Source organism: Streptomyces sp. NPDC037301 (assembly GCF_055602785.1).
The window spans coordinates 1-20,504 of sequence record NZ_JBVJWD010000042.1; the positions used below are offsets into that span (position 1 = coordinate 1).

At 73.4% G+C, this 20,504-nt stretch carries 9 protein-coding genes; 5 read left to right on the top strand and 4 right to left on the bottom strand.

Going from position 1 to position 20,504, the window contains the following annotated elements:
* Positions 1-3,406, top strand: a 3,406-nt coding sequence (locus tag ACZ7IB_RS38275) for a type I polyketide synthase (RefSeq protein ID WP_470919085.1), incomplete at its 5' end; no start/stop codon positions are given.
* Between the two features lie 67 nt (positions 3,407-3,473).
* On the opposite strand, the gene ACZ7IB_RS38280 is transcribed toward ACZ7IB_RS38275, so the two are convergent.
* From ACZ7IB_RS38280 to ACZ7IB_RS38290, 3 genes are read right to left on the bottom strand one after another with little or no spacing between them, the layout of a single operon-like run.
* On the bottom strand, positions 3,474-5,138 hold the full coding sequence (locus tag ACZ7IB_RS38280) for an MFS transporter (RefSeq protein ID WP_470919087.1): 1,665 nt from the start codon (positions 5,136-5,138) through the stop codon (positions 3,474-3,476).
* 38 nt (positions 5,139-5,176) lie between these two features.
* Positions 5,177-5,824 (bottom strand): response regulator, encoded by a 648-nt coding sequence (locus tag ACZ7IB_RS38285; RefSeq protein WP_470919089.1) that lies wholly within the window; start codon positions 5,822-5,824, stop codon positions 5,177-5,179.
* The gene (locus tag ACZ7IB_RS38290) at positions 5,812-7,101 is read right to left on the bottom strand and encodes a sensor histidine kinase (protein WP_398633785.1); all 1,290 of its coding nucleotides are present in this window, start codon (positions 7,099-7,101) and stop codon (positions 5,812-5,814) included. Before ACZ7IB_RS38290 ends, ACZ7IB_RS38285 begins: the two co-directional genes overlap by 13 nt.
* A 303-nt stretch (positions 7,102-7,404) precedes the next feature.
* Here ACZ7IB_RS38290 and ACZ7IB_RS38295 point away from each other — a divergent pair, with 303 nt between their 5' ends.
* From ACZ7IB_RS38295 to ACZ7IB_RS38310, 4 genes are all read left to right on the top strand, one after another.
* Positions 7,405-8,208 carry an ABC transporter ATP-binding protein gene (locus ACZ7IB_RS38295; RefSeq protein WP_470919091.1) on the top strand — a complete coding sequence of 268 codons (804 nt, stop codon included), beginning with the start codon at positions 7,405-7,407 and terminating at the stop codon, positions 8,206-8,208.
* Positions 8,208-10,757, top strand: a complete 2,550-nt coding sequence (locus ACZ7IB_RS38300) for an FtsX-like permease family protein (protein ID WP_398633787.1) — start codon at positions 8,208-8,210, stop codon at positions 10,755-10,757. The genes ACZ7IB_RS38295 and ACZ7IB_RS38300 overlap by 1 nt, the downstream gene beginning before the upstream one ends.
* 195 nt (positions 10,758-10,952) lie before the next feature.
* Complete coding sequence (locus tag ACZ7IB_RS38305) at positions 10,953-11,711, top strand: thioesterase II family protein (RefSeq protein WP_470919094.1); 759 nt, start codon at positions 10,953-10,955, stop codon at positions 11,709-11,711.
* Between the two features lie 274 nt (positions 11,712-11,985).
* Positions 11,986-12,132: a helix-turn-helix domain-containing protein gene (locus ACZ7IB_RS38310; protein ID WP_470919095.1), complete on the top strand. Its 147-nt coding sequence runs from the start codon at positions 11,986-11,988 to the stop codon at positions 12,130-12,132.
* Between the two features lie 164 nt (positions 12,133-12,296).
* Here the strand turns inward: ACZ7IB_RS38310 and ACZ7IB_RS38315 are convergent, their stop codons facing one another.
* Positions 12,297-20,378: a type I polyketide synthase gene (locus tag ACZ7IB_RS38315; RefSeq protein ID WP_470919096.1), complete on the bottom strand. Its 8,082-nt coding sequence runs from the start codon at positions 20,376-20,378 to the stop codon at positions 12,297-12,299.
* Between the last annotated feature and the right edge of the window lie 126 nt (positions 20,379-20,504).

The following is a 20,504-nucleotide window of genomic DNA, read 5'->3' on the forward strand; positions in this document are numbered from 1 at the left end:
CGTGGAGGCAGTACGGGCGCAGGGCGGCAAGACCTCGTACCTGAAGGTCTCACACGCCTTCCACTCCCCGCTGATGGACCCGATGCTGGACGAGTTCCGCACGGTGGTGTCGGGCCTCGCCCACAACGAGCCCCGTATCCCGGTCGTCTCGAACGTCACCGGACGCACCGCCACGGCAGGGGAACTCACCTCACCCGACTACTGGGTGACCCACGTCCGCGAAGCCGTCCGCTTCAACGACGCCATACGCGCCCTGGCCACCGAAGGCATCACCACCTACCTCGAAATCGGCCCCGACGCGGTCCTCACCGCCATGGCCCCCGACACCCTCCCCGACGACACCACAGCCACATTCATCCCCCTCCTGCGCCGCAACCGCCCCGAGGAGGCCGAAACCCTCACCGCCCTGGCCCGCCTCTGGACCACCGGCCACACCGTCAACTGGCCCGCCCTGCACACCGGCCGCCCCGCCCGCCCCGTCGACCTCCCCACCTACCCCTTCCAACACCAGCACTACTGGCTGGAGTCCACCCCCGACACCGGCGACGTCACCACCCTCGGCCAGGCCTCCGCCCGTCACCCCCTGCTCGGCGCCGTACTCCACCGCGCCGGCACCGACGAATCCATCCTCACCGGGCGCATCAGTACCCGCACCCACCCCTGGCTGGCCGACCACAGCATCATGGGCACCGTGCTCCTGCCCGGCACCGCTCTCGTCGAGCTGGCCATCCACGCCGGTGACCACACCGGCACCCCCCACCTCGAAGAGCTCACCCTCCAGGCACCGTTCGTTCTCGCCCCGGAGCAGGCCCTCCAGCTCCAGATCACAGTCGGGCCCCCTGACACGTCCGCCCGCCGCACCCTCACCATCCACTCACGCCCCCAGTCCGCGGACGCGACCTGGACCCAGCACGCGGAAGGCACGCTCACCGCCCAGTCCCCCACGCCCGACGCCGACTCCGCCCTCACCATCTGGCCGCCCGTCGGCGCCCAGCCCATCCCCCTGCACCACACCTACGAAGACCTCGCCGCCCAGGGCTACCACTACGGCCCCGTCTTCCAGGGCCTCAAAGCCGCCTGGCACCACGACAACGCCGTCTACGCCGAAGTCGCCCTCCCCGAAGAGGCCCACGGCGATGTGGGCGCGTTCGGGCTGCACCCCGCCCTCCTCGACGCCGCACTCCACGCCGCCGACCTGGGCAACGCCCACGCCGATGCCCACGACGACGAAACCGAGCAGTCGGGCATGCTGCTCCCCTTCGCCTGGCAGGGCGTCACTCTCCACGCGTCCGGCGCGACGCGGCTGCGGGTGCGGATCACCCGTACCGCCGCCAACACGCTGTCCGTCGTCGCAGCCGACCCGCAGGGCGAGCCGGTCGCTTCCGTACAGTCCCTTGTGCTGCGCGCCCTCAGCACGGAACAGCTGCTCATCTCCAGCAGCGGCCCGCACGGTGGCCATCAGCCGCTGTACGGCGTGGACTGGCTGCCGGCTCCGCTGCCCGCACCGGCCGTCGGGAGTGCGGATGTCCTCACGATCCGTCCGGCCGGCGCGTACCCCGGAGCGGCCGAGTGGCTGGCCGGTGCCGAGGCGCTCCTGCCGGCCGAAATACCGGCCGACGTACTGGTCCACTGCGACGACGAGCCCGATACCGGCACCGCGTCGTCCGCAGCGGTGCGCACCGCCACCGGCCGGGCGCTGATTCTGCTCCAGCGGTGGCTTACGGGCGAACGGTTCGCCTCGTCCCGGATCGTCGTCGTCACCCGGCGGGCCGTCGCCGCGTCCCGTCCCGGCGAGGAGGCCGAGGACGTGCTCGACCTGGCAGGCTCGGCGGTCTGGGGCCTGGTGCGCGCGGTGCGCGAGGAGCACCCGGGCCGGGTGGCGCTGGTGGATGTGGACGGTACGCCGGAGTCACGGAAGGCGCTGTCGGCAGCCGTGTCGATCGGGGAGCCGGAGGTCGCCCTGCGTGGCGCTGCCGCGCTCGTCCCCCGGCTCGTACGGGTCGCCACCAGTGCGGAACGTACCGACCGCGCGAGCAGCCAACTCGACACCGACGGAACCGTATTGGTCACCGGAGGCACGGGCGGCCTGGGCAGTGCCTTCGCCCGTCATCTCGTGACGGCACACGGCGTACGCCACCTGTTGCTGCTCAGCCGCCGCGGTCCGGCGGTCGCGGGGGCCGACAAGCTCGCCGCCCAACTGGCCGACCTCGGCGCGAGCGTCGACATCGTGGCCTGTGACGCGGCGGACGAGGACGAACTGTCCGCGGCCCTCGCGCGCATTCCGGCCGAACGTCCGCTGACCGGCGTCGTGCATGCCGCCGGTGTACTGGACGACGCGACGCTGGCCTCGTTGACACCCGAGCGGTTCGAGACGGTACTGCGCCCAAAGGTGGACGCGGCGCTCAATCTTCACCGGCTGACGGCGGACGCGGAGCTGGCGGCGTTCGTGCTCTTCTCCTCCGCGGCGGGCACGCTCGGCGCGGCCGGGCAGGCCAACTACGCGGCCGCGAACGCCTTCCTGGACGCGCTGGTCCAGCACCGGCGGGCGCAGGGGCTCACCGGGCTCTCGCTGGCCTGGGGTCTGTGGAACGCGGAGACGGGGATGGGCGACCAGCTCGCCGACGCCGATCTGCGCCGGATGGCGCGCTCCGGCATGCGGGCGCTCGCGGCGGACGAGGGCCTGGCGCAGTTCGACGCCGCGCTCGCTCGGGGCACGTCCGGGCGGCCGGTACTGCTGCCGATGGCTCTGGACATCGCTCGCGCCCGTACCGGCAGCAGCACCGACGGCGTACCGGCGATGCTGCGCGCACTGGTACGGGCCCCGTCCCGCCGGGCCGTGGACAACGGCGGTGGAGCGGCGGCCGAGTCACAAGGCGCCCTACTGGCGGGCCAGTTGGAGTCGCTGTCGGCCGAGGAGCAGGAGCGGACGCTGCTGCACCTGGTGCGCAGTCACACGGCCGAGGTGCTCGGTCACGCACGGGGCCAGGCAGTTGATCCGCTGCGCGGGTTCGTGGAGCTGGGCTTCGACTCCCTGACGGCTCTGGAGCTGCGCAACCGGCTCGGCAGTGCCAGTGGGCTCCGGCTGCCGTCCACGCTGATCTACGACCACCCGACTCCGCTGGCCGCGGCCCGGCATTTGCGAGCCGAACTGGTCGACGACGGTGCCGCTCAGGGTCCGTCGCTGGAGGCGGAACTCGCCGGCCTGGAAGCCGCCATGAGCGGCGCCGCACCGGACGAGGCCGAGCACGCCAGGGTCGCGGCGCGGCTGCGGGCACTGACGGCGCAGTGGGGCGAGGTCTCCGAGCCGGAGGGCCGGCAGACGCTCGCCGACGACCGGGCGGCATTGGAGTCGGTCTCCGCCGATGAGCTGTTCGACATGCTCGACAGTGAGCTGGAGGCCGACTGACCACGCGGCAGGCACATGGTGAGGGCCGTCCCCCAGTCGCCGGCTGGGGGACGGCCCTCACTGTTGTTCAGCCGCGGCCGGGCACCCTCGAAGACACACCACGTTCACGTGCACCGTCCTCTCCCACCCTCGCTTCGGGAACCTCCCCCGTCTCGGGAACCCCCGCCGCCCCGGGGACCTCCGCCGCCGTCTCGGGAGCCCCCGCCCGCGTGTTCCGCAGCAGGATCAGTGAGGTCACAGCCATCGCGAGGAGCAGGCCGACCGCGGTCCAGGAGGCGACGCGCAGCCCATGCGCGAAGGCCTCCCGTGCGACGTCGAGCAGCTCCTCACCGGCACGGGACGGCAGGTGCTGCGCAGTCTCCACCGCGCCGCCCAGGGTGTCCTTCGCGGAACCGACCGCGTCGTGCGGCAGACCGGCCGGAGCCTCCCGGGCCACGTCGTGCCGGTACACGGCGGTCCCGATGCTGCCCAGGATGGCGACGCCGAAGGCGCCACCGAACTCCGTGGCGGTCTGGGACAGTCCGGAGACCGATCCGGCGCGGTCGGCCGGCGCCGTGGCGATGACCAGGTCGGACGTGGTCGTCATGACCAGCGTGATGCCGGCCGCCATGATCACCGTGCCGAGGGCGAGCACTCCGACACCGGAGCTCGCGTGGAGCTGGGAGAGCACGCCGTACCCGGCGGCGGCGACCACCAGGCCGCCGGTCACGACCACCCCGGGTCGTACGAACCGCACCAGCAGCGGGGCCGTCGCTGAGCTGACCAGGGCGGCACCCGCGGCGGGCAGCGCCCAGAGCCCCGCCTGCAACGGCCCGAACCCGAGCACCATTTGCAGGTACTGGGAGGTGAAGAGGCCGGACCCGACGAGGGAGAAGATCGCGAGCACGCTGGTCACGACGGACGCGCTGAACGCCCGGTCGCGGAACAGCCGTACATCCAGCAAGGGTTCGGCCAGGCCGCGCTGGCGCCTCAGGAAGTACCAGCCGATGCCGAGACCCACGAGGAAGACGACGACGGGTACCGCGCTCACTCCGTCCTCGGCCATCTTCTGGATGCCGTAGACGGCGGGCAGTACCGCGGCCAGTGACAGCGCGGCGCTGAACAGGTCGAATCTGCCGGGCTTCTCGGCTTTGGACTCCGGGAGCAGCGGCGGCGCGAGGATGAGCAGCAGCGCCATGACGGGCAGGTTGACCAGGAAGACCGATCCCCACCAGAAGTGTTCGAGGAGTACGCCGCCCAGGAGCGGGCCGAGGATGGCGCCGGCGGCGAACGCGCCGGTCCACACGGCGATGGCGATGCGACGCTGTCCGTCATCGCTGAACATGTTGCGGATGAGGGACAGGGTGGACGGCATCAGGGTGGCGCCGCCGAGCCCCATCAGGGCGCGTGTCACGATGAGCATGGCCGGCCCTGTCGCGAGGCAGGCCACCACCGAGGCCAGTCCGAAGACGACCGCGCCGATCATCAGGAGCCGTCTGCGGCCGATCCGGTCGCCGAACGAGCCCATCGTCAGGAGCAGCCCGGCGAGGACGAACGGGTAGATGTTGACGATCCAGAGGAGTTGCGCGCTGCTCGGGCCCAGCTCGGCGCTGATGAACGGCAGTGCGTAGGACAGCACTTGCATGTCGAGGGAGACCAGCAGGACGGGGAGGATGAGGACGGCGAGTCCTGTCCACTGCCTCCGCCCGGCCCTCCTTGTCGGCTGTATCGCCGCTGTGTCTGCGTTGCTCATGGCGTGTTCCGCTCCTGCTTCGCTGCCTGGTTCTGCGCCTACGCGTTGAGGTAGGCGAGCACTGCCAATACACGCCGGTTGTCGTCTCCCGACGCGGCGAGGCCCAGCTTCGTGAAGATGCTGTTGGTGTGTTTGCTGACCGCTTTCTCGGAGACGAACATCTTGGCGGCGACCGCCGCGTTGGACCGTCCTTCGGCCATCAGCCCGAGCACTTCGCGTTCCCGCTCGGTCAGGGCGTGCACCGGGCTGGTCTCGGTGTCGTGCTTGATCAGCAGCTCGGAGACCACTTTGGGATCCATGACGGTTCCGCCCGCGGCAACCTGACGGACCATGTCGACGAAGCGGCGCACGTCGAAGACACGGTCCTTGAGCAGATAGCCCACGCCCCCGTTCTGGTCGGACAGCAGCTCGCGCGCGTACATCTGCTCGACGTGCTGGGAGAGCACCAGGATGGGCAGCCCCGGCACTTGCGTGCGGGCCTGCACGGCGGCGTGCAGTCCTTCGTCGGTGAAGGTCGGTGGCAGTCGTACGTCGACGATGGCCACGTCGGGCCGGTGCTGGAGCAGGGCCCGCAGCACGGCGGGGCCGTTGTCCACCGCTTCCACCACTTCGAAGTCGTGGACTGTGAGCAGTTGTACCAGTCCCTCCCTCAGCAGGGCCAGGTCCTCGGCGATCACAACGCGCACGGAAGCTCCATCGTCACTAGGGTCGGTCCGCCGGTCGGGCTGCTGATGCCGAGTTCTCCGTCGAAGGCCGCGAGCCGGCGTTGCAGGCCGCGCAGGCCGCTACCGCCCTCGGCTTCCGCTCCGCCGCGTCCGTCGTCGCCGACCTGGGCCCTGAGTTTCCCGTCGGTGTACCAGAGGCGCACGCTCGCGCGGCCCGCGCCGCTGTGCTTGGCGACGTTGGTGAGTGCCTCGGCGATCACGAAGTACACGGCCGACTCGACCGGCAACTGGGGCCGGGAGGGGAGGTCGATCTGTACTTCGACGGGTACGGCCAGGCTAACCGCCAACGCTCTTACGGCGCCGTCGAGGCCGCGCTCGGCGAGTACGGGCGGGTGGATGCCGCGTACCAGGTCCCGCAGTTCGGTCAGTGCCTGGCTGCTGGATTCCACGGCGTCGGCCAGGAGTTTGCGCACCATGGCGGGGTTGCTCTCCAGCAGGGTGTCGGCGAGTCCCAGGCTCATGCCGAGGGACACCAGTCGGGCCTGCGCGCCGTCGTGCAGGTCCCTCTCGATCCTGCGGAGTTCGGCCGCCTGGGACTCCACAGTCTCCGAGCGCGTCTCGGTCAGCCGCTCCACCCGCAGGGTGAGCCTGGCGTTGCGGGTGGGGGACAGCAGCAGTCGGTTGAAGCGGATGTGCAACCGTGCCAGTGATGGTGAGATCAGCAGGCCGAGGGCCACGAACAGCATGCCCTGCGGGATGGCGAGGTTGGCCTCGGTCTGGTCGGTGATGAACCAGATCGCTCCGAAGCCCCAGTGCGGTCCCATGCTCTCCCAGAGGAGGGGGGTGACGAACATGCCGTTGAGGCCGTAGGCGACGAACGAGGCGGGCAGCAGTCCCAGGACCAGCCCGACGGGTGTGTCGAGCAGCGTCCACAGGAAGTCCCGCCAGGTGGCCGGGTCGGACAGCAACTGGCGGCAGTGCGTGACCGACCCGGCGGTGTCGTAGGGATCGTTCGAGTCGGTGGGGCGGTAAGGCGTTTCGATGGGCACGCCGGACCATTCTTCGGCCGTCCGCCGGTGGAAGTTGGCCAGACCGCGTACCGCGATCACGACGACCGGGAGGACGAGGAAGCCCACTCCGACGACCAGTGAGGCGAGAGTGACGACCATGGCGGTGAACAGGACGAGGCTGCCGATCTGGGAGAGCACGGCGACCGCCAGGCCCCGTGCGCACCAGTGCAGCCGATGCGCCAGGCCGCGGGACGATGCCGGTAACCGTGCGGCCCAAACCTTGTTCAACTGCTTCAACCTCCTGTGGCCCGGAAGCGTTCAGGTCCTGCTCCGGGCGATCGTGGTCCCCACGGACCCATGATGCAACACGTGCGGGCGGTGACCGGGCCGTCTCACGCGACCGTGCCCAGTGTCACGGCGTTTCAAGGATCGCGCGTGAACCCTGGCGGAAGTAGTGGGGAAGGGCCCAGGTCAGGGGTGGACTTTCCTCTACCCCCCTTGTGGACACAGACCCATCGGTCGTCGCTCTTCCCGTCCGTAGCGTGGTTGTCGTGATCGCGTCCCCCTCGCGACAGGCACTGGGAGCTTTGAATGGACACCACCGCAGTCGACGACACAGTACGGCTCGACGCCGTTCGCAAGGTCTATGGCGAGGGCGCCAATGCCGTGACCGCGCTCGACGGCGTCAGCCTGAGTTTCCAGCGCGGCAGCTTCACCGCCGTGATGGGCCCGTCGGGTTCGGGCAAGAGCACCTTCCTGCACTGCGCGGCGGGGCTGGACCGGCCGACTTCCGGCACCGTCCTGCTGGACGGCGAAGATCTCAGTGGCTACGACGAGACGACGCTGACCAAGATGCGGCGCGAGCGCATCGGCTTCATTTTCCAGGCCTTCAATCTGCTGCCCGCCCTTTCGGTGCTGCAGAACGTCACGCTTCCGCTGAAGCTCGCCGGCCGGCGCCCCGACCGGGCCCAAGTGACCAAGGTGATCAAGCGTGTGGGGCTCGGCGATCGTACCGGAAGCCGTCCCGCCGAACTGTCCGGCGGCCAACAGCAGCGCGTGGCGATCGCCCGCGCGCTGGTCACCAGGCCCGCGGTGGTCTTCGCCGACGAGCCGACCGGTGCGCTGGACACCCGCACCGCCCGTGAGGTGCTGCGGCTGATGCAGGAGTCCGTACGGTCGCTGGGGCAGACCATCGTGATGGTCACCCACGACCCCGTGGCCGCCTCGTACGCGGACCGGGTGGTGTTCCTCGCCGACGGCCGGTTCGTGGGCGACATCTACAACCCGACGGCCGAGGCGGTCGCCGAGCGGATGACTCGCCTGGGCGCCTGGGCCGACGAAGCGCCCGTGGCCTACGGCCAGCAGGTGCCGAACGCGGCCGGAGGCACGTACTGATGTTGTCCCTGGCTCTGCGCACGCTGCGGTTCCGCAAGGGCGGATTCGTGGCCACCTTCATCGCCATGTTCTTCGGCGCGGCCCTCATCATGGCCTGCGGCGGTCTCATGGAGAGCGGCGTCCGCGACGCGGTGCCGCCCCAGCGGCTGGCCGCGGCTCCCCTCGTGGTGGCGGGCGACCAGAAGTACGACGATGCCCAACTGTCCGAGCGGGTGCGGCTCGACGCGGCGCAGGTACACGCCGTCGCCGCGGTGCCCGGTGTCGGCAAGGCCGTCGCCGACGTGTCCTTCCCGGTGGCGGTCGTACGTGACGGCCGCCCGGTGACCGACCTGTCCGATACTGCCACCGGCACTGAGCACCGCCCGCTCGGCCACGGCTGGGACTCGGCTCAACTGGCCCCTTACACCCTCACTTCGGGGGCCCGGCCCGGTGCGGCCGGTGATGTGGTGCTGGACACCGGGCTGGCCGGGCAGGCGGGCGCCTCCGTCGGCGACCGGGTCCGGATCGTGGCCGACGGACGGCCGCAGGAGTTCCGGCTGGCCGGAATCGTCAAGCAGGCAGGCGGCCGTGCGGCTTCGCAGCCCGCGGTGTTCTTCACCGACGAGCAGGCCGGCGCGCTGAGCGGCCGGGCCGGCACGGCGGACGCGATCGGTGTGCTGCCCAAGGCGGGCACCGACATCGCCGAGCTCGGCAGCAGGATCGAGCACGCCCTGAACGGCAAGGCGGCCGTCACGCTGACCGGCGAGAACCGGGGGCTCGCCGAGTTCCCGCAGGCCGCGAGCAGCCAGAAGAGCCTCGTCACGCTGTCCGCGATCTTCGGCGGCTGGGCGATCCTGGTCGCCATGTTCGGGGCGTCCTCCACACTGGGGCTGACCATTCAGCAGCGGCACCGCGAGATGGCCCTGATGAAGGCGATCGGCACCACCCCGCGGCAGCTGCGCCGCATGATCCTGGGCGAGACGCTGGTCGTCGCGACCGTCGCCTCGGTGCTGGGCTGCCTGCCCGGCGCGCTGCTCAGCGAGCTCATCTTCGACAAGCTGGTCTCCGCGGGAATGGTCTCCGGGGCCGTCGAGTTCCACCTCGGCGTGGTGCCGGCCCTGGTGGCTGTGGGTGCCTCGCTGCTGGCCGGCGTCGGTGCCGCGTACATCACCGCCCGGAAGATCGCCAAGACCCGGGCCACCGAGGCGCTGGCGGAGAGCTCGATCGAGGGGCGCTGGCTGACCCGTACCCGGGTCGTCCTGTCCGTGCTCTTCCTCGTCGGCGGCGCCGGCATGGCCGTGATGACCATGACCATGATGAAGGGCGACTTGACGGCCAGTACCGCGGGACCGGCCTGCATCATGTGGGCAATCGGCCTGGCGCTGCTCGCCCCCGGCTTCACCAAGGCCATCGTGGCGCTGCTCCAGGGCCCGCTGCGTGCCCTCACGGGACTGCCGGGACAGCTCGCGGTGCTCAACTCCCGGGCCCATACGATCCGGATGGCCGCCACCATCACGCCGATCATCCTGCTGACCGGCATCGCCACCGGCACGCTGTACATGCAGCAGATCGAGGACGCCTCCAACCGCTCCGCGCACACCGGGATCCTGCGGGCGGACAACGTACTGACGTCCGAGACCGGTGGCCTGGCCCCCGGCACCCTGGACCGGGTGCGGCAGGTACAGGGAGTCGGCGCCGCCTCCGACTACGTGACCAGTACCGGGTTCGTGCAGAGCCCCGAGGACGCCGAGCAGACCAGCGACGGCTGGCCGCTCCAGGGCGTCAGCGATGCCAAGAACCTCTCGGTGCAAGCCGCGGCCGGTTCGTTCGCCGGCCTGCGCGGGAACAGCGTCGCGCTGCCCGTCGAGCACGCCGCTTCCCTCGGGCGCGGTGTCGGTGACTCCCTCACCCTGAGGCTCGGGGACGGCACTCCGGTCAAGGTGAAGGTGGCTGCGACCTACCGGGCGGAGGGCGACGCGGCAGCACTGCTGCTGCCCGCCCAACTGCTGGCCGCCCACACCACCGACGGGGCGGCGAGCCAGATCCTGGTGCGCCACGCCGCCGGAAGCGACTCCACCGAGGTGACCGCGGCGCTGTCCGCGCTGGTCAAGGACCAGCCGGGGGTCAAGGTGACCGACAGCGCCGCGCTGGTCGCCGGGCGCACCGAGGGCCAGCAGCAACTGGCCACCATCAACTACCTGGTGGTCGGCATGATCGTCGGATACACCGCGATCTCGGTGGTGAACACGCTGATCGCGGCCACCGGCCGGCGTCGCCGGGAGTTCGGCCTCCAGCAGCTGACCGGCTTCACGCGGCGGCAGATCATGACGATGATGAGCGTGGAGAGCGTGCTGACCGCCGTCGTCGGTGTGCTGCTCGGCACGGTCGCCGCCGCGGTCACGCTCTTCCCCTACAGCGTCGCCAAGCTGGACCGGGTGGTCCCGTCCGTACCGGTGTGGATCTACCTCGCGGTCGTGACCGGCGCGGTGGTGATCACCTTCACGGCGACCCTGCTGCCCACCTGGCGGGCCACCAGGATCCGACCGGTGGAAGCGGCGACCGCCGCGTAGAGAAGCCCCTGAAAACCAAAGTGAAGGGCCGGAAGTCCATCCCCCGTAAGACTCTCCGGTCGGGCCCCACCGCCTCGCAGGCGGTGGGGCCTCACCTTTTTCCCACCCCTAGGTGGGGGTGGTTAGGGGTTGGCCGGACACGTGCCCGGTGAGAGCCTTCACCGGTGGACGACACACGTATGAGGGGCAAGTGAGTTGACGAGCAGCGTGCAGGAAAAGAGCGATTGGATCCAGCGCTTCCACCCGGCTCCGGACGCCAGGAACCGGCTCGTCTGCTTTCCGTACGCGGGCGGCGCGGCAAGTTATTTTCACCCTGTCTCGGCCGCGCTGTCGCCAGGAATCGACGTGCTGGCAGTCCAGTACCCGGGCCGGCAGAACCGCAGGACCGAGCCTCTGCTGCGCTCCGTCGACGAGCTGGCGCGGCACGCCACGACGGCGCTGCGCCCCTGGGCGGACCGGCCGTTGACGCTGCTCGGCCACAGCATGGGCGCACTGGTCGCCTTCGAGGTGGCGCGGCGGCTCGCGGGTGACGGCGCCGCCCCGCTCTCCGTCGTCGTTTCCGGCCGCCGTTCGCCGACCAGCGTGCGGCACGAAGACGTGCACAAGCGGGACGACCAGGGGATCGTGGCCGAGATGGAGCGGCTGGGCGGCAGCGACGTGCGGATGTTCCAGGACCCCGAGCTGCGGGCCCTGTTCCTGCCGGTGATCCGTGCGGACTACGAGGCCGTGGAGACGTACCGCTACCAGCCGGGTCCGCCCCTGCCGTGCCCGGTTCTCGCGCTGCTCGGGGACAACGACCCCATGGCGACGCTCGACGAGACCCGTGACTGGGCCGAGCGCACGACCGCGCCGTTCGAACTGCGGACCTTCTCCGGCGGGCACTTCTACCTCAACTCCCACGCGGCGGCCGTGACTGAGGCGGTACGGGAGAACATCGCGTCCCTGAGCAGCTGATACCGGCGAAACTCCGCCGCGTCGGGATCTGCTGGACCGGTCGGTGCCTGCCGACGGAGAAGAGCTCGTGCGCTTGCTCCACAGCGGGGACAGCGTGACACCGAGCCCATTCTGCGAAGCGTCCCCCGGACCCGGTCCGGGGGCTCTATGACCGCGATGTCGAGCACGATGGGCATGACCGCCGGGCTGCTGCAGCAGCTGGACCTGCGTTCCGGGGACTGATCACCATCCACAGCGGCGACATGCAGCCATCGGCATCCACCGGTCCACGCTGGTGATCCAGATCAACCGGCTCGAAGGGGACCTCGGACAGCCCCTGCTCGAACGCGGCACGGCCATGAAACTGACCCCGTTCGGGACAGGTTCGGCGGCTCGCGCTGAAGGAACTGCTGTTCTCCGATCGAGCAGAGCTGATCCCTGAGCAGACCGGACCGTCATCAGCCGACATCGAGCAGATCGCGTCAGTGGTCCTGGGCCAGCTCCACGAGGACGAACGGCGAAGCGTCCTGGAACGAGCTGAACACGTCCGCGAAGTCCTCAGGTCAGGTGGGCGGGTCCGGCCTGCCCGCGCCGGGTGGCCGTGGCTCAGCCGGTGCGCCCTGCGAGCCCGTCGACCCAGGCGCGGACCGCCCGGGCCGTGGTGACGGCGTGTTCCTCCACGATCGTCCAGTGATCGCCCGGGACCTCCAAGGTGTCGCACGGACCGGGCCAGGAGACCTGCCCCGCGCGCCCGGCGGGGGTGCCGCCGTGGGTGTCCGCCTCCGGCGGCCGGTCGGCGGCGCGGACCAGCAGGACGGGCACGTCCGGGGGTTCGGGGCGCCACCCCCGGAGCATCCGGGTGTAGGCGCCGAACGCGGCCAGGGCCATGTCGTCCACCGCCGCGTCGAACTCCTCTCCCATGGCCAGGGCCGCGCGGGCGGGCATGGCGAGCAGCCACGGCTCGGCCTCCCGTTCGGGGGTCACGTGGTAGGCGTCGAGGAGGACCAGGCCGGCGGGCGGAGTGCCGGTGGCCGCGAGCCGCGCGGCGACCGCGTGGGCCGGGCACCCGCCCATCGACCACCCCAGCAGGACGGGGCGGCGCCCGCCCAGCCGCTCGCGCAGGGTGGCCGTGTGCAGGTCCACCAGTGTCCGCCAGTCGCGCGGCGGCGCGTCGCCCGAGGTGACCCCCGGGTGCCGCATCTCCAGCACGTCCCGGTCCTCCTCGAAGTGGCGGGCGAGCGTGGCGTACCAGGGCCTGCCGAGGGCCGGGGAGAAGCCGGGGAAGCACACCAGCGGCGGCCGGCCGGCCTCACCCTTGGCCAGGTGGAGGGGGTCCAGGGCGTGCGCGGCGGTGTCCTCGGGGCCGAAGCCGGGGACGGCCAGTGAGGCGGTCACGAGCAGGTGCATCGCCGAGACGACGTCACCCGTCGCGCACACGCGGCGGTAGAGGGAGGCGAGGGTCTGGGGGGACCGGGCCGTCGCGGGACGCGCCGGCCCGGCGGCGGCCGCCTCCCGGTGGGGCGGCGCCTCGGACAGCCCGGCGAGCAGATGCTCCGTCAGCTGCTCGCAGGTGGGCAGGTCGAAGGTGAGGGTGGGGGGCAGCTCCAGACCGGTGAGCAGGCTCAGCCGGTTGCGCAGCTGAACGGCGGCCAGGGAGTCGAGGCCGAGTTCGCTGAGGGCGCGGTCGGCCGTGACGGCGGCCGCGCCGGTGTGCCCGAGCACGTCGGCGACCGCCTCGCGGACCAGTGCGAGCAGAGCAGGGGCGCGGTCGGCGACGGGCAGCCGTGCCAGCCGTTCGCGCCACGCACCCGGCGTCTCGTCCGGCACCCGGCCGGTACCGGAGGCGGGTCCCCCGCCGTCACCGGGTTCCCCGGCCGCGGCCGGCGGAGGGCCGGACGGACCGGACAGGTCCCACAGGGGCGGCGGGAGGGGCCGTCGGGCCCGGGAGGCCGCCGGGTCCAGCGGCAGCGGCGCAAGGACGGGCTCGCCCGCCGCCAGGGCGGCGTCGAACAGCGCCAGGCCCTCGGCCGCGGTGACGGCTCGGACCACGCCGTCACCCGTCCGGCCGGTGCGGGCGGCCATCCCCTCGCCTCCCGCCCACGGTCCCCACACCAGCGAGAGCGCGGGCAGTCCCCGGGCCGTCCGGTGTAGCGCGAGGGCGTCGAGGAAGGCGTTCGCGGCGGCGTAGCCGGCCTGGCCGGGGTTTCCGAGCAGGCCCGCCGCCGAGGAGAAGAGCACGAACCGCGACAGGGGCAGATCCTCCGTCAGCTCGTGCAGGTGCCAGGCCGCGTCCGCCTTCGGCCGCAGGACGGCCGCGACACGCCCGGGTGTCTGGCCCTCCAGCACACCGTCGTCGAGGACCCCCGCCGCGTGCACCACGGCGGTCAGGTCGGCAGAGCACGCGGCGATCACCCCGGCCAGCGCGGAGCGGTCGGCGGCGTCGCAGGCGACCACGTCGACCCGGCCGCCGGCCCGCTCGATCTGCTCCCGCAGCCGCCGCGCGCCGGGCGCGTCCGGGCCGCTACGGCTGGTGAGCAGCAGCCGGCGTACCCCATGACGCTCCGCCAGATGACCGGCCAGCAGGGCGCCGAGCGCCCCCGTCCCGCCGGTGACCAGCACCGTGCCGTCCGCTTCGAACCCGGCCGCCCGGGCGGGCTCGGCGGCCGTCGACCGGGTCAGCCGGGGCACGTGCACCCTGCCCGCGTGCACGGCGAGCTGGGGTTCGCCCGTCGCCAGGACGGCCGGCAGCCGGTGCACCGACTCCGGGTGGCCGTCGACGTCGACGAGGGTGAGGCGGCCGGGGTACTCGGACTGGGCGCTGCGCGCCAGCCCCCAGACCGCGGCGGCGGCCAGGTCGGGGTCCGCGCCGGTGGCACCCCGGGTCACCAGGACCAGGCGCGTTCCCGGGGCCAGGGCGGGCAGCCGACCGCGCAGCAGCTCCAGGGCCCGCGTGACCAGGCCGTGCGTGCCGGCCACCGGGCCCGCGGACGGGCCGGACGGGGCCAGGGAGACGACGAGGGCGGGGGCGGCCGACGCGGGCCGCCCTGCGCCGGACAGCGCCGCGGCCAGGCCGAGGTCGTCCGGTGTGCCCACCTCCCAGGCGGGCGGGGCCGAGCGGGCCGGGTCGGCGGGCGTCCAGTGCGGCCGGTACAGCGGTTCGGGCCGCGGGATCCCGCCGGCGCCGTCGGGGCCGGGTACCGCGCGGGTGGTCAGTTCCGCCACCCGCAGCACCGGCCGCCCGGCCGGGTCGGTGAGGTCCGCCGCGACGGTGTGGTCCCCGGTGGGGCGGAGCCGGACCCGCAGGGCGGTGACGCCCGCAGCGTGGCGGCTGACGCCCCGCCAGGCGAACGGCAGCCGGCCGGTCCCGCCGGGCTGTCCCGGATCCGCGGAGAGCAGCAGCGACGCGTGCAGGGCGGCGTCGAACAGCGCGGGATGGAGGCCGTAGCGCTGCGCCTCGGCCACGGCCTCGTCGGGAAGCCGTACGTCGGCCAGCAGGTCGTCGCCCTGCCGCCACATCGCCCGCACGCAGCGGAACGCCGGGCCGTACGCGTGACCCGCCTCTGCCAGGCGCTCGTAGGCTCCGGTCAGGTCGACGGGCACCGCGTCCGGGGGCGGCCAGGACTCCTCGTCGCCGTGCGCCGGGCCGGGACCGCCGGCCGGCGGTCCCAGACGGCCGGTGGCGTGGTGGGTCCACGCCCCGAGGGGGCCGCCGTCCCCGGGGCGCGCGTGCAGGTCGACGGTCCTGCGGCCGGACGGGTCCAACGCGCCGAGCACCACCTGCACCTCGACGCGCTCGCCGGAGCCGGACAGGTGCAGCGGGAGCAGCAGCGTCAGCTCCTCCAGTTCCGCCAGGCCGCAGGCCGCGCCGGTGTGGAGCGCCAGGTCGGCGAGAACAGTGGCGGGCACCAGCACCCGGCCGTGCACGACGTGGTCGCGCAGCCAGGGCTGCCCGGCCTCCGACAGGTGGCCGGTGCTCAGCAGGCGGTCCGTGTCCGCGAGGCTCGTCGTCGCGGACAGCACCGGGTGGCCGGTGGCGTGCGCGGTCGTGTCCGTGGGGCCTGCCGCGGTGGCGGAGGGCTCGGCCAGCCAGTGGCGCTCGCGCTGGAAGGGGTAGGTGGGCAGGCCGATCCGCCGGGCGGCCGGGCCCGGGTGCCCCTGCCGGACCGCCTCCCAGTCGACCGGGAGGCCGTGCACGTGCAGCCGGGCGAGTGCCGCCAGGAGCGTGCCGGGCTCCGGGTGGCCGGGCCTGGTCGTCGCGGTGAACACACGGTCCCCGGGCTCCCCGACGGTGCTCAGCGCGGCCGAGGTGAGGTGGGCGCCGGGACCGGCCTCGGCGAAGGCGGTCACCCCCGCTTCGTCCGCGAGGTGGCGCACGGCGTCGGCGAAGCGCACCGTCTCACGGGCGTGGCGGACCCAGTAGGCCGGTGAGCGCAGGTCGTCCCCGGTGGCCGGGCGCCCCGTGAGGGCCGAGACGACCGGGATGCGGGGCTCGCGGAAGGCGGCGCGCGACACGGCCCGGGCGAACTCCGCCAGCGCCGGTTCGACCAGCGGAGAGTGGAAGGCGTGACTGGTCCGCAGGCGTTCGGTGCGGCGCCCGCGGGCCTCGAAGCGTGCCGCCACCGCCGCCACCGCCCGTTCCTCCCCGGAGACGACGACCGACCGGGGGCCGTTCACCGCCGCGACCGCCACCGGCCCGGCCGCGGCCGGGGTCCTCACGAGTTCCGCCCTCGCCTCCTCCTCGGTGGCATCCAGGACGACCATGGCGCCGCCGGCCGGAAGGCTCTGCATCAGCCGGCCCCGGGCGGCGACCAGACCGACGGCGTCGTCCTCGGTGAGGATCCCGGCGGCGTGCGCCGCGGCCAGCTCCCCGACGGAGTGTCCGGCCAGGACGTCGGGCCGCACTCCCCAGGAGGCGAGCAGCCTGAACAGGGCGACCTCGAACGCGAACAGGCCGGCCTGGACGACATCGGTCCGGTCGAGGGCGTCGGCGGCCTTGCCCGGCTCGGGCCACAGGCTCTCGCGCAGCGGCCGGTCCCCCGCGCCGACGGCGTCGAACCGGCCGCACAGCGCGTCGAAGGCATCGGCGAAGACCGGGTAGGCGGCGTGCAGTTCCCTGCCGAGGCCCGGCCGTGCGGCGCCCTGGCCGGTGAAGAGCAGGGCCAGCCGTGGGCCCGTGCGGACAGGTACGGGCGCCGTCGTCCCGGCGGCGAGCCTGTCCAGTCCGCTCAGCAGGCCGGCGCGGCCGTCCGCAGGTACCGCCGCCCGGTACCGGAGCGCGGCGCGTGCGGTGGCGGCGGAGAACACCACGTCCCCGAGGGGCTGTTCGGGCCGCTCCCGGAGGAACGCGGCCGTACGCCGTGCCTGGGCCCGCAGAGCGCCCGCGTCGGCGCCGGACAGCAGGAGCGGCGGGTGCGGAGCGGCCGGGGTGCCGCCGTGCTCCCCCGCGTCCCGCTCCACGACGGCCTCCTCCAGGATCACATGGGCGTTGGTGCCGCCGATGCCGAAGGCCGACACCGCGGCGCGGCGGGGCTGCCCGGGGGCGGGCCGCCACGGCTGCTCCCGGGTCAGTGGCCGTACGGCGCCCGAGGACCAGTCGACCCCGGGGGACGGCTCGTCGAGGTGCAGCGTGCGCGGCAGCACGCCGTGCCGCATCGCCAGCACGGTCTTGATGACCCCGGCGACACCGGCCGCGGCCTGGGTGTGTCCGAGGTTGGACTTGAGGGATCCGAGCCACAGGGGCCGGTCGGCCGGGCGGTCGTGCCCGTAGGCGGCGAGGAGCGCACGGGCCTCGACGGGATCGCCGAGCGGGGTGCCGGTGCCGTGCGCCTCCACGGCGTCGATCTCGGCCGGGGTGAGCCCGGCGGCGGCCAGGGCGTCACCGATCAGCCGCTCCTGGGCGGGTCCGCTGGGCGCGGTCAGGCCGTTGGACGCGCCGTCTGCGTTGACGGCGGAGCCGCGGAGCACGGCGAGCACCGGATGGTTGTTGCGCCGTGCGTCGGAGAGCCGTTCCAGCAGGACCAGTCCGACGCCCTCGCCCCAGGCGGTTCCGTCGGCCGCGGCGGAGAACGGCTTGCAGCGGCCGTCCGGGGAGAGTGCGCGCAGCCTGCTGAACGCGACGAACGGCACCGGGCTGGCCATGATGGTGGCGCCGCCGGCCACGGCGAGGGAGCACTGTCCCGAGCGCAGCGCCCGCGCCGCCCAGTCCATGGCCACCAGCGACGAGGAGCAGGCCGTGTCCACGGTTACCGCGGGCCCCTCCAGGCCAAGGGTGTAGGCGATGCGCCCGGAGGCCACGCTGCCGGCGGATCCGAGCGCGAGGTGGGCCTCGTACGCGTGGCCCCCTCGGTGCAGCAGACGGCCGCCGTAGTCGCCGTGCATCACTCCGACGAAGACACCGGTGTCGCTGCCGCGCAGGGCGGTGGGGGCGAGGCCCGCCCGTTCCACGACCTCCCAGGCGGTCTCCAGCAGCAGCCGCTGCTGGGGGTCGGTGGCCAGCGCCTCCCGGGGGGACATGCCGAAGAAGGCCGCGTCGAAGTCGGCGGCCCGGCGCAGGAACCCGCCGCGCCGGGTGACCGAGGTGCCCGGTCGGTCGGGGTCGGGGTCGTAGAGGGCGGCCAGGTCCCAGCCCCGGTCGGCGGGGAACGCGGAGGTGGCGTCCGCTCCGTCGGCGAGAAGCCGCCACAGCTCCTCCGGCGTGCGGATGTCGTCCACGGGTCCCGGGAAGCGGCAGGCCATCGCGATGACGGCCACCGGCTCGTCGGGCGGCGGGGCGTCACCGCGGGTGCCCGGACCGGCCGGGCGGGCCGCCGGGGGCGGGGAGCCGAGCAGCGCGTCGTGCAGGAAGCCGGCCACCGCGTCCGGTGTCGGACGGTCGAAGACCAGGGTCGAGGGCAGATCGAGGCCGGTGGCCGTCCCGAGCCGGTCGCGCAGCAGCACGCCCTGGAGCGAGCCGAGTCCCCGGTCGGCGAAGGTCTGTTCGGGGTCGGGGTGGGTCCCCCGCACCTCGTCCGCCTCGGCCGTGGCGTCGAGGACGATGCGCAGCACGGTGCGGCGCCGCTCCGGGGCGGGCAGTGCGAGCAACCTGGCGCGCAGCCCGGCGCGGGTGTTCGTGCCGTCGTGTGCGAGGGCCTCGGCCAGCCGGGCGGCGAGGACGGTCCGTCGGATCTTGCCGGAGGAGGTGCGGGGCAGGGAGGTGCTCGGCCGGATCTCGTCCGGCACCTTGAACGCGGACAGTCGCTTGCGGCACGCGGCCCGCAGTCCGGCGAGGTCGGTGCCCTGCGGGCCGGGGACGACGAACGCCACCGGAACCTCTCCCAGCACGTCGTGGGGGCGGCCGACGACCGCCGCGTCCGCGACTCCGGGGCAGGACAGCAGCACCTGCTCCACTTCCACCGGGTTGACGTTCTGGCCGCCGCGGATGATCAGGTCGCCCACGCGGCCGGTGACCCGCAGCCCGCCGTCCGGTGTGCGGTGGCCGAGGTCGCCGGTGCGGTACCAGCCGTCCCGCAGGACCTGCGCCGTGCTGTCGGGGCGGTTGTGGTAGCCGGTCATCAGACCGGGGCCTCGCACCCAGATCTCGCCCTCGTCGCCGTCCGCGACGGTGTCCGCGGAGACCGGGTGGGCGATCCTGACGTCGACGCCGGGCAGCGGCTGCGGCACGCGGTCCGGGCCCGGCGTGCCGGGCCGGGCGAGCGCGATCTTGCCGCTGGTCTCGGTGGCGCCGTAGCCGTCCAGCAGCGGTGCGCCGAGCAATTCCTCCATCGAGGCGCGCAGTTCCGCGGGGCAGGGTGCTCCGGCGGTGACGCACACCCGCAACCCGCCGGGGACCGGCCGGGTCCGACGCAGTGCGTTCACCAGCAGGTGGTAGGTGGCCGGGACCCCGGCCAGCATGGTGAAGGGCTCGTCGGGCGGCTGTCGCCGCAGAGCCTCCACGACGTCCACGCCCCGGGCCAGGAGGAAGGCGCTCGCGCCGGTGGCGACCACCGCGACGACACACAGCGAATGCGCGTAGGCGTGGTGCACCGGCAGCGGCCACAGCAGCCGGTCCCGCTCGGACATGCCGAGGAGCGGTGCGTAGGCGGCGGCGGTCGACCACAGCGCCGCCCGCTGGCTCGTCACCGCGCCCTTGCGCGTGCCGGTGGTGCCGGAGGTGTAGAGGATCCACGCCGGCTCGTCCAGGCCGAGGTCGTCGCGCGGCGGTCCTGGCGCGTCGGTCCCGGCGAGTTCCTCGTACGGCACCACGTCCGCGGGCGGCCCGGGCGGCGGTGCCACCGGGCCCACGACCACGCTCGCCCGCAGCGGGGGCCGCCCGGCCGCCACCCGCGTCAGCCGTTCGAGGAGCGGCGCCTCGGCCACGGCCGCCACCGCGCCGCTGTCGCCGAGGACGTGGGCCAGTTCGTCGTCGGCCGCTCCCGGGTCCAGTGGCACTCCGACGGCGCCGGCCCGCAGGGCCGCCAGGCAGCTCTCCGCCATTTCCACCCGGCTGGGCAGGCAGAGCAGCACCCGGTCCCCGCGGCGTACGCCCAGCCGTGCCAGATGCCCCGCGACGCGGGCCGTCCGGCGTTCCAACTGTGCCCAGGTCACCTCCCGTTGCCCGTCCCGGAAAGCGGTCCTCTCGCCCGTGCGTGCAGCGTGCGCCCTCAGCGCCTCGACCAACGGGCGGACCAGTTCCGTGCGAACCTCCGCCATGCGTACCCCTCTTGTGCTCCCGGGACCCCCGATGCCCAACGACTATAGGGCCAGCGGGGGTTCGGGTCCGTCCGGCGCTCCGGGCACGGCTCGTCGCGCGGGTTCGGACGGAGGCGGCCGTGCCGG

Excerpts from the sequence above, each read along its gene's own strand:
- ACZ7IB_RS38280 (WP_470919087.1), bottom strand. The coding sequence starts at position 5,138 with ATGAGCAACGCAGACACAGCGGCGATACAGCCGACAAGGAGGGCCGGG.
- ACZ7IB_RS38295 (WP_470919091.1), top strand. The coding sequence starts at position 7,405 with ATGGACACCACCGCAGTCGACGACACAGTACGGCTCGACGCCGTTCGC.
- ACZ7IB_RS38300 (WP_398633787.1), top strand. The coding sequence starts at position 8,208 with ATGTTGTCCCTGGCTCTGCGCACGCTGCGGTTCCGCAAGGGCGGATTC.
- ACZ7IB_RS38315 (WP_470919096.1), bottom strand. The coding sequence starts at position 20,378 with ATGGCGGAGGTTCGCACGGAACTGGTCCGCCCGTTGGTCGAGGCGCTG.